The following is a 13,230-nucleotide window of genomic DNA, read 5'->3' on the forward strand; positions in this document are numbered from 1 at the left end:
CCCCGGATCCCGAGGCAGTGCTGGCCGAGCAGGCCGACGACCCGCGCGACGCGGATCTGCGGCGCCAGTGGCAGGAGCTCGCCGACGAGGTGCGCGACCATCAGTTCCGCTATTACGTGCGCGACGCTCCGATCATCACCGACGCCGAGTTCGACGCGATGCTGCGCAGGCTGCAGGCCCTCGAAGACGACCATCCCGAGCTGCGCACCCCCGACTCGCCGACCCAGCTCGTGGGCGGTGCCGGGTTCGCGACGGACTTCACCCCCGCCGAGCATCTGGATCGGATGCTCAGCCTGGACAATGTTTTCACCCCCGACGAGCTCGCCGCGTGGGCCGCCCGCATCAAGACCGAGATCGGGGCGAGCGCGCAGTATCTCTGCGAGCTGAAGATCGACGGGGTGGCGCTGGCCCTGGTCTACCGCGACGGTCGGCTCGAGCGCGCGGCCACCCGCGGTGACGGTCGTACCGGTGAGGACGTCACGCTCAATGCTCGCACGATCGACGATATTCCTGAACGGCTCAGCGGCACAGACGAATTCCCGCTTCCGGCGGTGCTCGAAGTACGCGGCGAGGTGTTCTTCAGGGTGGCCGACTTCGAGGACCTCAACGCCGGGTTGGTCGCCGAGGGTAAACCGCCGTTCGCCAACCCGCGCAACAGCGCGGCCGGCTCACTGCGCCAGAAGAATCCCGCCGTCACCGCACGGCGCCGGTTGCGGATGATCTGCCACGGCCTGGGCCACATCGAGGGTTCTGAGGGATTCCCCTTCACCTCCCTGCACGAGGCGTACCGCGCGCTCAAGGCGTGGGGGCTGCCGGTCTCGTCAAACACCGCCCAGGTGAAGGGCCTGGACGCGGTCACCGAACGGATCGCCTACTGGGGCGAGCACCGCCACGACGTCGAGCACGAGATCGATGGCGTCGTGGTCAAAGTCGACGACGTCGCACTGCAGCGGCGGCTCGGGGCGACCTCGCGCGCACCGCGCTGGGCGGTGGCTTACAAGTACCCGCCGGAAGAGGCGCAGACCAAGCTGCTCGATATCCGGGTCAACGTCGGGCGCACCGGGCGCGTGACCCCCTTCGCCTACATGGAACCGGTCAAGATCGCCGGATCCACCGTCGGGCTGGCCACGCTGCACAACGGTTCTGAGGTCAAACGCAAGGGTGTGCTGATCGGTGACACCGTGGTGATCCGCAAGGCCGGCGACGTGATCCCCGAGGTGCTCGGCCCGGTCGTCGACCTGCGGGACGGCAGCGAACGCGAGTTCCACATGCCGACCCACTGCCCGGAATGCGGCACCAAGCTGGCCCCGGCCAAGGAGGGCGACGCCGACATTCGCTGCCCGAACTCGCGGACCTGCCCGGCACAGTTGCGGGAGCGGGTCTTTCACGTCGCCGGCCGTGGCGCCTTCGACATCGAAGGGCTCGGCTACGAAGCGGCGACGGCGCTGCTGCAGGCAGGCGCGATCGGCGACGAGGGCGACCTGTTCGATCTCACCGCCGAAGATCTGTTGCGCACCGAGCTGTTCACCACCAAAGCCGGTGAGCTCTCGGCCAACGGCAAGCGGCTGTTGGCCAATCTGGGTAAGGCGAAATCCCAACCGCTGTGGCGGGTGCTCGTCGCCCTGTCGATTCGCCACGTCGGGCCGACCGCGGCGCGGGCGCTGGCCACCGAGTTCGGCAGCCTCGACGCGATCATGGCCGCCTCCGAGGAACAGCTGGCCGCCACCGAAGGGGTGGGGCCGACGATCGCGGCGGCGGTCACCGAATGGTTCACCGTCGACTGGCACCACGCCATCGTCGACAAGTGGCGCACGGCCGGGGTCCGCATGGCCGACGAGCGCGACGCCAGCATCGAACGCACCCTCGAGGGCCTCTCGATCGTGGTCACGGGCTCGCTTGCCGGCTTCAGCCGCGACGAGGCCAAGGAGGCGATCATCGCCCGCGGCGGCAAAGCGGCCGGATCGGTATCGAAGAAGACCGCGTACGTCGTGGCCGGTGATTCGCCGGGGTCCAAGTACGACAAGGCCATTGAACTGGGTGTGCCGGTGCTCGACGAGGACGGCTTCCGCCGGCTGCTGGAGAACGGACCCGACGCCGCGCCGGACGGCGACACCGGCGACGGTTGAGTCGCCGGTCAGCCGATGATGGTGGTGACGATCCCGGCCAGGTAGCCCAGGCGGGCGACCTCGCTGGGCCGGAACGCCGGGCCGCCGGGGCGGCCGAGCATGATCGCGGTCCGCGGGTCGGCCAGCGGTGCAGCGGCCAGCGTGGTGTCCATGTCCCGCCACACCTGGGGCACCCAATCCGCGGTGCCGTCCAGGGCCACCGCACGTTCCAGCGGCAGCCAGGGTGTCTCGGCGGCCTGAGTCTCGGGTGCGCCCGGGCTGCCGACCACACGCTCGGAGCCGGTGTCGGTCAGTTGCACCACGGTGCACCAGCCGACGCGCAACACCCGTGGCGCCTCGTCGACGAGCACCTGCAGCCGGGTGCGTCTGCCGTGCGCGGCCGCGACGTGGTCGATCAACTCGAGTTCACGATGTGCTTCCAGCAGGCCGGTGTGCGGGCGGATGCTGTCGACGTAGACGCCGTTGAGGTTCTCGGCTGCGGTGATCAGCATGTCGGGCATCGCCCCGGCGGGCAGTTCGACCACCAGGTCGTCGATCGCGTAACCGGCGCCGCGCTCCACCACGTCGAGGGACAGGATGTCGGCGCCCACCGAGCCGAGCGCGACGGCCAGGGAACCCAGGCTGCCCGGCCGGTCCGCCAGCTGAACCCGCAGCAGATAGGAAGGCACGGCCAACACTGTGTCACGGTCCGGGCGGGGCGGGCGACTCGGGCGGCGGCGCCCGGGCCCGGTTGAACTAGGCTTGATGGTCGTGTCACAGATCTCCCGAGACGAGGTAGCCCACCTGGCGCGCCTCGCCCGACTCGCCCTGACCGACAGCGAACTGGACAGCTTCGCCGGTCAGCTGGACGCCATCCTCGCTCACGTCAGCCAGATCCAGGCCGTCGACGTCACCGGCGTCGAAGCCACCGACAACCCGCTGAAGGACGTGAACGTGTTCCGGCCCGACGACCCGCAGCCGAGCCTGTCCCAGGAAGAGGCGCTGGCAGCCGCGCCGAAAGCCGTTGACGGCCGCTTCGCGGTGCCGCGGATCCTGGGGGAGCCCGAATGAGTCTCATCAAGCTCGATGCGGCAACCCTCGGCGAGAAGATCGCCGCCAAAGAGGTGTCCTCGACCGAGGTGACGCAGGCCTTCCTGGACCAGATCGCCGACACCGATGAGCGCTACCACGCGTTCTTGCACGTCGCCGCGGAGCGGGCGCTGGACGCCGCGGCCACCGTCGACAAGTCTCTCGCCGCCGGTGAAAGGCCCGCCTCGCCGCTGGCCGGTGTCCCGCTGGCGCTCAAAGACGTCTTCACCACGACCGACATGCCCACCACCTGCGGATCGAAGATCCTGGAGGGCTGGACCTCGCCGTACGACGCCACCGTCACCGCGAAGCTGCGGGCCGCCGGCATCCCGATCCTCGGCAAGACGAACATGGACGAGTTCGCGATGGGATCGTCGACCGAGAACTCGGCCTACGGGCCCACCCGCAATCCGTGGAACGTCGACCGGGTGCCCGGCGGGTCGGGCGGCGGCAGCGCCGCCGCGCTGGCCGCCTTCCAGGCCCCGCTGGCCATCGGCACCGACACCGGCGGATCGATCCGTCAGCCCGCCGCGCTGACCGCCACCGTCGGGGTCAAACCGACTTACGGCACCGTGTCCCGCTACGGGCTGGTGGCGTGCGCGTCTTCGCTCGATCAGGGCGGCCCGTGTGCGCGCACGGTCCTGGACACCGCGCTGCTGCACCAGGTGATCGCGGGTCACGATCCGCGCGACTCGACGTCAGTGAACGCCGAGGTGCCCGACGTCGTCGCCGCGGCGCGCGCCGGTGCGCACGGCGACCTCAAGGGGGTGCGCATCGGGGTGGTCAAGCAGTTGCGCAGTGGCGAGGGCTACCAGCCGGGCGTGCTCGAGTCGTTCAACGCCGCCGTCGAGCAGTTGACCGCGCTCGGCGCGCAGGTCAGCGAGGTCGATTGCCCGCACTTCGACCACTCGCTGTCGGCCTACTACCTGATCCTGCCCTCGGAGGTGTCGTCGAACCTCGCGAAGTTCGACGGCATGCGGTACGGGTTGCGGGCCGGCGACGACGGCACCCGCAGCGCCGAAGAGGTCATGGCGATCACCCGTGCAGTCGGGTTCGGGCCAGAGGTCAAGCGCCGCATCATGATCGGCACGTACGCGTTGTCTGCCGGCTATTACGACGCCTATAACAACCAGGCCCAGAAGGTACGCACGTTGATCGCCCGTGACCTCGACGAGGCATATCAGAAGGTCGACGTCTTGGTGACCCCCACTACTCCTTCTACGGCGTTCCCGCTCGGCGAGAAGGTCGACGATCCGCTGGCGATGTACCTGTTCGACCTGTGCACGCTGCCGCTGAACCTGGCCGGCCACTCCGGGATGTCGGTGCCGTCGGGCCTCGCGGCCGACGACAATCTTCCCGTGGGCCTGCAGATCATGGCCCCGGCACTGGCCGACGACCGGCTCTACCGGGTGGGTGCGGCCTACGAAACCGCGAGAGGACCGCTGCCGACCGCGCTCTGAGCGGGTTAGATGGAGCCATGCGTATCGGAGTGCTGACCGGCGGAGGTGACTGTCCCGGGCTGAACGCCGTGATCAGGGCGGTCGTGCGCACGTGCGACGTGCGGTACGGATCGTCAGTGGTCGGCTTCCAGGACGGCTGGCGCGGTCTGCTGGAGGACCGGCGCATCCAGCTGCGCAACGACGATCGCAACGACCGGCTGCTCGCCAAGGGCGGCACCATTCTCGGCACCGCGCGGGTGAATCCCGACAAGCTGCGCGCCGGTCTGGACCAGATCAAGCAGACGCTGGAGGACAACGGCATCGACGTGCTGATCCCGATCGGGGGAGAGGGCACGCTGACCGCGGCGCACTGGCTGTCCGAGGAGAACGTTCCCGTCGTCGGGGTGCCCAAGACCATCGACAACGACATCGACTGCACCGACGTCACGTTCGGCCACGACACCGCGCTGACTGTCGCCACCGAGGCCATCGACCGGCTGCACAGCACCGCCGAATCCCACCAGCGGGTGATGCTGGTCGAGGTGATGGGGCGGCATGCCGGCTGGATCGCGCTCAACGCCGGCCTGGCCTCAGGGGCGCACATGACGCTGATCCCCGAGCAGCCGTTCGACGTCGAAGAGGTGTGCCGGCTGGTCAAGCAGCGCTTCGTGCGAGGTGATTCGCATTTCATCTGCGTGGTCGCCGAGGGCGCCAAGCCGGCCGAGGGGTCGATGCAGCTGCGCCAGGGCGGCATCGACGAGTTCGGCCACGAGAAGTTCACCGGCGTCGCGCAGCAACTGGCGATCGAGGTGGAGAAACGGATCAGCAAAGAGGTCCGCGTGACGGTGCTCGGGCACGTGCAGCGCGGCGGTACGCCGACCGCCTACGACCGCGTGCTGGCCACCCGGTTCGGGGTCAACGCCGCCGACGCCGCGCACGCCGGCGAGTACGGCATGATGGTGTCCCTGCGCGGCCAGGAGATCGGGCGGGTGCCGCTGGCCGACGCGGTGCGCCAGCTCAAGTTGGTCCCGCAGAGCCGCTACGACGACGCCGCCGAGTTCTTCGGTTGACGGCCACTAGGATCGGGGGCATGACTTCCGTGACCTCGGCCAACGCACCGCTGCTCGATTACGACGAGGTCATCGCCAAGTACGAACCCGTGCTCGGCCTGGAGGTCCACGTCGAGCTCTCGACCGCGACCAAGATGTTCTGCGGGTGCGCCAACCGGTTCGGCGCCGAACCCAACACCCTGGTGTGCCCGGTCTGCCTGGGCCTGCCCGGTTCCCTGCCCGTGCTCAACGGGGCCGCGGTGGAGTCCGCGATCCGGATCGGTCTGGCACTCAACTGCGAGATCGCGTCGTGGTGCCGGTTCGCGCGGAAGAACTACTTCTATCCGGACCAGCCGAAGAACTACCAGATCTCGCAGTACGACGAGCCGATCGCGTTCAACGGGTATCTCGACGTCCCGCTCGACGACGGCAGCACCTGGCGCGTCGAGATCGAGCGCGCCCACATGGAGGAAGACACCGGCAAGCTGACCCACCTCGGCAGCGACACCGGACGTATCGCGGGGGCGACGACCTCGCTGGCCGACTACAACCGCTCCGGCGTGCCGCTGATCGAGATCGTCACCAAACCCGTCGAAGGCGCCGGCGAGCGTGCCCCCGAGATCGCCCGGGCGTATGTCACCGCGTTGCGGGACCTGTTGCGCGCGTTGGACGTCTCCGATGTCCGGATGGATCAGGGCTCGATGCGCTGCGACTCCAATGTGTCCCTCAAACCGATCGGGCAGGCCGAGTTCGGCACCCGCACCGAGACCAAGAATGTCAACTCCCTCAAGAGCGTCGAGATCGCGGTCCGCTACGAGATGCGCAGACAGGCCGCGGTTCTGGACAGCGACGGCACCGTCGTCCAGGAGACCCGGCACTTCCACGAGGATGGACACACCTCGCCCGGGCGCAGCAAGGAGACGGCGCAGGACTACCGCTACTTCCCCGAGCCGGACCTCGAGCCGGTGGCGCCCAGCGCCGATTGGGTGGAACGGTTGCGCGGCACGCTTCCCGAGCTGCCGTGGTTGGCGCGCAAGCGGATTCAGCAGGACTGGGGCATCTCCGACGAGGTGATGCGCGACCTCGTCAACATCGGCGCGCTCGACCTGATCGCCGCGACGGTCGAGCACGGTGTGTCCAGCGACGCCGCGCGCGCGTGGTGGGGCAACTTTCTGGTGCAGAAGGCCAACGAACTCGACGTCGAACTCGACGCGTTGCCGATCACCCCGGCGCAGGTGGCTGCGGTGGTCAAGCTCGTCGACGACGGCAAGCTGTCCAACAAGCTCGCCCGCCAGGTCGTCGAGGGCGTGCTGGCCGGGGAGGGCGAGCCGGAGCAGGTGATGGCCGACCGCGGACTGGTCGTGGTGCGCGACGACTCGTTGATCCAAGCCGCGGTCGACGAGGCGCTGGCCGCCAATCCCGACATCGCCGACAAGATCCGCGGCGGCAAGGTGCAGGCCGCGGGCGCGATCGTCGGCGCGGTGATGAAGGCCACGAAGGGCCAGGCCGACGCCGCACGGGTGCGTGAACTCGTCATGGCCGCCTGCAACTAGATGACCCGCATCCAGGACCTGGTCTTTCGCGTCCTGCAGCACCCGCTGCGGCTGCTGTCGCTGCGGTCGATCGTCATCCTCGCCCAGCTAGGGGTGATCATCCTGGTGCTGACGCTGGGTGTATGGGTCTGGGTCGGCGTCACCAACGACCAGTACGACCAGCTCGACCGGCGGTTGGACTCACTGTCCAGCCTGGGCGACGTCACCACGCTGCTGCGCAGCGCGCAGGACGGCGTCGGCCCGGAACCGACCGAGGGCGGACTGGTGCGCACCGCTCGCACCGGCGGAACCACCGTGTCGATCCCGGCCGACATCGTGCTCCCCGAACTGCCGAGCGGGTACGCCGACGCGACGATCGACGGAGTCGAGTACCGGGTGCGCACCATCACCACGCCGAGTGCGTCGATCGCGCTCGGTGCGCCGCTGGCCGACACCCAGGCCCGCATCGATTCCCTGCACTGGCGGGTGTTCTGGATCTGTTTCGGGGTGATCCTCAGCACGCTGGTGATCGGCTGGGTCATCGGGCTGATCATGGTCAACCCGTTCCGGCTGCTGGCCCAGCAGGCCCGCGCCATCAACGCGCAGTCCGCGCCCGACGAGGTGCAGGTGCGCGGCGTGTGGGAGGCGGTCGAGATCTCCGAGGCGGTCGAGGGCATGCTGGCCCGGATAGGCGACGAGCAGCAGCGCACCCGGGCCGCGCTGGAGACGGCGCGCGACTTCGCGTCGGTGGCCTCCCACGAGCTGCGGACCCCACTGACGGCGATGCGGACCAACCTCGAGGTGCTCACCACGCTCGACCTCGGTGCCGAGCAGCGCGACGAGGTCATCGGCGATGTGATCCGCACCCAGTCGCGGATCGAGGCCACGCTGTCGGCGTTGGAGCGGCTGGCGCAGGGACAGCTGACCACGGTGGACGACTTCGTCCCGGTCGACGTCGCCGAGTTGCTCGACCGCGCCGCCCACGACGCGATGCGCAATTATCCCGGCCTGGACGTGTCGCTGGCGTCGTCGACGTCGGTGTTGATGCTCGGCATGCCCGCGGGGCTGCGGCTCGTCATCGACAACGCCATCGCCAACGCCGTCAAGCACGGTGGTGCCACCCAGATCCGGCTGAGTGTGGTCAGCTCGCAGTCCGGGGTGGAGATCGCCGTCGACGACAACGGCTCCGGGGTGCCCGAAGAGGAGCGCGCCGCGGTGTTCGAGCGCTTCCACCGGGGGACCACCGCGTCCCGCTCGGGTTCAGGACTCGGACTGGCGCTGGTCGCTCAGCAGGCTGAGATCCACGGTGGCACAGCCTCGTTGGAGGTCAGCCCGCAGGGCGGCACCAGGCTGATGCTGCGTCTGCCGGGCTAGGTGTTGTCGGCGTTGGTGCGCGGGAACCCGCCACCCTGCGGGAACAACGGGAACACCACGTCGTCGAGTTTCATCGCGTCGCCGGAGGTCTTGTTGACGGTGGCGCCCCACACGTTGCCGTCGGGAGAGACCTCCAGTGCCCAGGCGTGCCCGTGCTGGTCCTGACGGACCACCTCCGGATCCCCGGTCACCGCACCGGTTTCCGGGGCCATACGCACCGCGACGGTCTGCTTGGTGTTGACCAGATTGACCAGCACGGTGCCGTCGAGCGCGGCGCAGCCCGCGACACCGGGTCGGTCCGGCCACGTCCACACCGTGGACACCTTGGAGTCTTTGGTGATGCGCTGCAGCCGGTCGGCGGTCGGCGTCCGGTCGGTGACGTAGAGCGACTCGTCGGCCGGGTCCACGCACACCCCGCCGCCGGGACCCAACCCTGACAGCGCGGTGGTGGTGGGGGCCTGATCGACGGTGGTCGGCTGCTCGATGCGCAGCAGCTTGCCTGCCAGCGAGCCGGGATCGGCGGCCAGCGCCGGGTTTCCGGCGTCCCCGGTCTGCACCATCAGGGTGGTCGGGCTGGTGAAGATCACCGAGCCGGTGTTGCCGGTGGCCCCTTTCGGGATGCCGGTCAGGATCGGCTTAGGCGGGTCACCCTCGACGATGCGCACGACACGGTTGTCGGTCGGTGTGCTGACGTAGGCGTACATCAGCCGGTCCTGGATGAAGGTCGGCGACATCACGATGTCCATCAGGCCGCCGTCACCGCTGGGGTCGACCGGGATGACCATCTTGGTGATGGGCTCGGCCCGCACCGACACCTGCTTGACCGCGCCGGTGGTGCGTTCGGCGACCAGCGCGGACTGGCTGTCGGGCAGCATGATCAGACCGCTGGTGCTCTCCAGACAGCCCTGCATGACGCCGGGCGCCGGGCACTCCTTGGGAAACGGCTTGGCCGGCAGGGGAGGAGGAGGCGGCGGCGTCGACGTCGGACCCGGGGCAAGCTGCGGTTCGGTCGTGAACGGCTGGGACTGCGCGGAGTCGAACCGGGCACAGCCGGCCCCGGCAAGCAGCGCCGCGCTCAGCAGCACGACAACAGGCCCCAACGACCGACGCTCGCTCATGCAGGCCAGGTTACGGATCCCCGGACGGAGCCCGCCACGCGCTCCCGCCGCGACCTGGGACGGCTGAAAGAAACACGTGTTCAACGCGCCGCGCCAATCCCCGGTTGTGAGCCGGACAGCACTTACCCTGGCTGACGTGACGAGCCCCCATGACCCAGGCCTCTGGCAGCGGCCCGACGATTCGGCTGGGCGGCCTGCGTCGGCGAGCCTGGTGGACCCGGAAGACGACCTCCCCACGACGAACTACGGCGGCGACTTCGAGACCACCGCCATTCCGCGCTACGACTCGGCCAAACCGGCCAATCAGCAGCCATTCGCGCTGCTCAACGACCCTGAACCGCTGCCCTACGTGCAGCCCGGCGCCGGGCTGGCGCCCGGGGCCTACGGTGCGACGGCAGCACCCACCGAGGTCGGTGTGGTCGACGCCGACCGGCGCGACGATCGCAGGGGCACCCAGGACCTCGGGCTGTTGCTGCTGCGCGTCGCGGTCGGCGTGCTGCTCATCGGCCATGGCCTGCAGAAGGTGTTCGGTTGGTGGGGTGGCCCCGGACTGGACGGTTTCCGTGACTCACTCGGCGACGTCGGGTTCCGGCATGCCGACATCCTGACCTATGTCGCCGCCGGCGGCCAGATCGCCGCCGGCGTGCTGCTGGTCATCGGTCTCTTCACCCCGATCGCCGCGGCCGGGGCCCTCGGTTACCTGATCACCTCGGTGCTGGCCGAGGCCACGATCGCCCATCAGGAAGCCAGACTCTCGGCCTTCCTCACCGACGGCCACGAGTACAAGATCGTGCTGGTCTGCGCCGTGGCGGCCATTATCCTCGTGGGCCCCGGCCGCTACGGCCTGGACGCGGGCCGAGGCTGGGCCCGCCGTCCCTTCATCGGATCCTTCGCCGCGCTGCTGCTGGGTGTGGGCGCCGGCATTGCGATCTGGGTGCTGCTCAACGGGACCAACCCGCTGGGCTGATCCACCCTCACTCGTACGGGTTGGGCACCCGTCCGCCGCTGGCGGCGGTCAGCAACGGCAGCGTCGAGAACGTCACGGCCGGCAAGGACAGCTCGGTCCCGTCGCGCTTGTGTGCCACCGCCCACGCGGTGCGCCCGAATCGCAGCCCGTCGATGTCATCCCAGCGCACCGTCCGGCTGTGCAGCATGGTGCGCGCGGTGACGGTGTCCGGGTCGGCGACCGTGCGGTAGCGCATCACGACGATCGACAAGGTCAGCGGAATCAGGAAGAACAGGATGAACCAGGCCGGCCCGGCGAAGACGACGGCGAGCATGGCCACCGTCAGAAAGCCGATCGCGACATGAGCCATCGGTGAGATCCTGATGACGACGGGAGCCTTCTCCGAAGCCGGGGGAGTACGCATGCCGCCATCATCTCACCGTCTCGGTCGGCTTCCCGCGCCGAGCTGATTTGACCTTTTGCCAGTTCGGCGGCTACCGTCGTCTGCTATGCAGACCCCCGGGCTCGTAGTAATTGGGTTGCGCGTTGATGCCGCGCTGGCCCTGCTCGGGGCATAGCAAAACCGCATCGACGCGCAACCCTCGTACAGCCGCCGGGCTGACGGGGGTTTTTTGTTGCCCCAGCATCGATTTGAGAAGATCAGTCGACCGACAAGGACCAAGAGGACACCGTGAGCGCACCTACCAAGCGACCGCCCGAGCAGTCGGCGACCCCGACGAACGGGACAGCGGATGACGCGAAGCACGACTCCGCGTCATCCCCGTCGCAAGCCATTGGCCGACCGAACAACGTTGCCCCGCAACAGCTGACCGGAGCGCAGGCGGTGATCCGTGCGCTCGAGGAACTCGGTGTCGATGTCATCTTCGGCATCCCCGGCGGTGCGGTGCTGCCGGTCTATGACCCGCTGTTCGACTCGCAGAAGCTCCGGCACGTGCTGGTGCGTCATGAGCAGGGCGGTGGGCACGCCGCCAGCGGTTACGCGCACGCCACCGGGCGGGTCGGCGTGTGCATGGCGACCTCCGGGCCCGGGGCCACCAACCTGGTCACCCCGCTGGCCGACGCCTACATGGACTCGATCCCGATGGTGGCGATCACCGGGCAGGTCGGACGCGGGTTGATCGGCACCGACGCGTTCCAGGAAGCCGACATCTCCGGCATCACGATGCCGATCACCAAGCACAACTTCCTGGTGCGCGACGGCGACGACATCGCGCGGGTCATCGCCGAGGCGTTTCACATCGCCTCCAGCGGACGGCCCGGGCCTGTGCTGGTCGACATCCCCAAGGACATCCTGCAGGGGGAATGCACGTTCGCCTGGCCGCCGCAGTTCGAGCTGCCCGGCTACAAGCCGAATACGAAACCACACAACCGGCAGATCCGCGAAGCGGCCAAACTGATCGCCGAGGCGCGCAAGCCGGTGCTCTACGTCGGCGGCGGCGTGATCCGCGGTGAGGCCAGCGAGCAGCTGCTCGAGCTGGCCGAGCTGACCGGCATCCCCGTCGTGACCACGCTGATGGCCCGCGGCGCGTTCCCGGACAGCCATCCGCAGAACATGGGTATGCCCGGCATGCACGGCACGGTCGCCGCGGTGGCCGCCCTGCAGCGCAGCGATCTGCTGATCGCGCTGGGCACCCGTTTCGACGACCGGGTGACCGGCAAACTGGATTCGTTCGCCCCCGAGGCGAAGGTGATCCACGCCGACATCGATCCCGCCGAGATCGGCAAGAACCGCCACGCCGACGTGCCGATCGTGGGTGACGTCAAGGCCGTCATCACTGATCTGATCGATGCCCTGCGCAGGGATGGCGCGGCCGATTCGGCGCGACTGGACAACTGGTCGGAGTACCTGCGCGGAATCCAGTCGACCTACCCGCTGAGCTACGGCCCGCAGAGTGACGGCAGCCTGTCGCCGGAGTTCGTCATCGAGACGCTGGGCAAGATGGCCGGAGCCGACGCCGTCTATGTGGCCGGGGTGGGCCAGCACCAGATGTGGGCCGCGCAGTTCATCTCCTACGAGAACCCCAAGACGTGGATCAACTCCGGTGGTCTGGGCACCATGGGTTTCGCGGTGCCGGCGGCCATGGGCGCCAAGATGGGCCGGCCCGAGGCCGAGGTGTGGGCGATCGACGGCGACGGCTGCTTCCAGATGACCAACCAGGAGCTGGCGACGTGCGCCATCGAAGGGGTGCCGATCAAGGTCGCGCTGATCAACAACGGCAACCTCGGCATGGTGCGCCAGTGGCAGACGCTGTTCTACGAGGAGCGCTACAGCCAAACCGATCTGGCCACCCACACCCGCCGCATCCCGGATTTCGTCAAGCTGTCCGAGGCGCTGGGCTGTGTCGGGTTGCGTTGCGAGCGTGAAGAGGACGTCGCCGACGTGATCGCCCAGGCTCGCGCGATCAACGACCGCCCGGTGGTGATCGAGTTCGTCGTCGGCGCCGACGCCCAGGTGTGGCCGATGGTGGCCGCAGGCACCAGCAACGACGAGATCCAGGCGGCCCGCGGTATCCGGCCGCTGTTCGACAACGAAGAGGGGCACGCGTGATGAGCGCTT

At 68.9% G+C, this 13,230-nt stretch carries 11 protein-coding genes; 8 read left to right on the plus strand and 3 right to left on the minus strand.

The window, feature by feature from the left end; translation table 11 throughout:
- The first annotated feature begins 20 nt into the window (after positions 1-20).
- Entirely contained in the window at positions 21-2,126 is a 2,106-nt protein-coding gene (gene ligA / locus ACTWP6_RS01685; RefSeq protein ID WP_260758026.1) for an NAD-dependent DNA ligase LigA, read from the plus strand.
- 8 nt (positions 2,127-2,134) lie between these two features.
- Here the strand turns inward: ligA and ACTWP6_RS01690 are convergent, their stop codons facing one another.
- The gene (locus ACTWP6_RS01690) at positions 2,135-2,794 is read right to left on the minus strand and encodes an amino acid-binding protein (protein WP_443186672.1); all 660 of its coding nucleotides are present in this window, start codon (positions 2,792-2,794) and stop codon (positions 2,135-2,137) included.
- Positions 2,795-2,876: 82 nt separating this feature from the next.
- Here ACTWP6_RS01690 and gatC point away from each other — a divergent pair, with 82 nt between their 5' ends.
- Genes gatC through ACTWP6_RS01715 form a run of 5 tightly spaced genes read left to right on the plus strand, consistent with a single transcriptional unit; the run spans position 2,877 to position 8,588 of the window.
- Positions 2,877-3,176 carry an Asp-tRNA(Asn)/Glu-tRNA(Gln) amidotransferase subunit GatC gene (gene gatC / locus ACTWP6_RS01695; protein WP_260758027.1) on the plus strand — a complete coding sequence of 100 codons (300 nt, stop codon included), beginning with the start codon at positions 2,877-2,879 and terminating at the stop codon, positions 3,174-3,176.
- Entirely contained in the window at positions 3,173-4,654 is a 1,482-nt protein-coding gene (gatA, locus tag ACTWP6_RS01700) for an Asp-tRNA(Asn)/Glu-tRNA(Gln) amidotransferase subunit GatA (RefSeq protein WP_260751380.1), read from the plus strand. Before gatC ends, gatA begins: the two co-directional genes overlap by 4 nt.
- A 17-nt stretch (positions 4,655-4,671) precedes the next feature.
- Positions 4,672-5,703 carry an ATP-dependent 6-phosphofructokinase gene (locus tag ACTWP6_RS01705; protein ID WP_260751381.1) on the plus strand — a complete coding sequence of 344 codons (1,032 nt, stop codon included), beginning with the start codon at positions 4,672-4,674 and terminating at the stop codon, positions 5,701-5,703.
- A 20-nt stretch (positions 5,704-5,723) separates the two neighbouring features.
- Complete coding sequence (gene gatB, locus ACTWP6_RS01710) at positions 5,724-7,235, plus strand: Asp-tRNA(Asn)/Glu-tRNA(Gln) amidotransferase subunit GatB (protein WP_443186673.1); 1,512 nt, start codon at positions 5,724-5,726, stop codon at positions 7,233-7,235.
- Positions 7,236-8,588: a sensor histidine kinase gene (locus ACTWP6_RS01715; RefSeq protein ID WP_260751386.1), complete on the plus strand. Its 1,353-nt coding sequence runs from the start codon at positions 7,236-7,238 to the stop codon at positions 8,586-8,588.
- Here ACTWP6_RS01715 and ACTWP6_RS01720 read toward each other — a convergent pair.
- A complete protein-coding gene (locus ACTWP6_RS01720) occupies positions 8,585-9,706 on the minus strand; it encodes a PQQ-dependent sugar dehydrogenase (RefSeq protein ID WP_443186674.1) in 1,122 nt (373 codons plus the stop codon). The genes ACTWP6_RS01715 and ACTWP6_RS01720 overlap by 4 nt on opposite strands.
- 136 nt (positions 9,707-9,842) lie before the next feature.
- Here ACTWP6_RS01720 and ACTWP6_RS01725 point away from each other — a divergent pair, with 136 nt between their 5' ends.
- The gene (locus ACTWP6_RS01725; RefSeq protein ID WP_443186675.1) at positions 9,843-10,673 is read left to right on the plus strand and encodes a DoxX family protein; all 831 of its coding nucleotides are present in this window, start codon (positions 9,843-9,845) and stop codon (positions 10,671-10,673) included.
- 7 nt (positions 10,674-10,680) lie between these two features.
- Here the strand turns inward: ACTWP6_RS01725 and ACTWP6_RS01730 are convergent, their stop codons facing one another.
- Entirely contained in the window at positions 10,681-11,076 is a 396-nt protein-coding gene (locus tag ACTWP6_RS01730) for a PH domain-containing protein (protein WP_443186676.1), read from the minus strand.
- 267 nt (positions 11,077-11,343) lie between these two features.
- Here ACTWP6_RS01730 and ACTWP6_RS01735 point away from each other — a divergent pair, with 267 nt between their 5' ends.
- Positions 11,344-13,221, plus strand: a complete 1,878-nt coding sequence (locus ACTWP6_RS01735; RefSeq protein WP_396884307.1) for an acetolactate synthase large subunit — start codon at positions 11,344-11,346, stop codon at positions 13,219-13,221.
- The last annotated feature ends 9 nt before the right edge of the window (positions 13,222-13,230 follow it).

Source organism: Mycobacterium sp. 4D054 (assembly GCF_052245755.1).
Taxonomy (GTDB): domain Bacteria; phylum Actinomycetota; class Actinomycetes; order Mycobacteriales; family Mycobacteriaceae; genus Mycobacterium.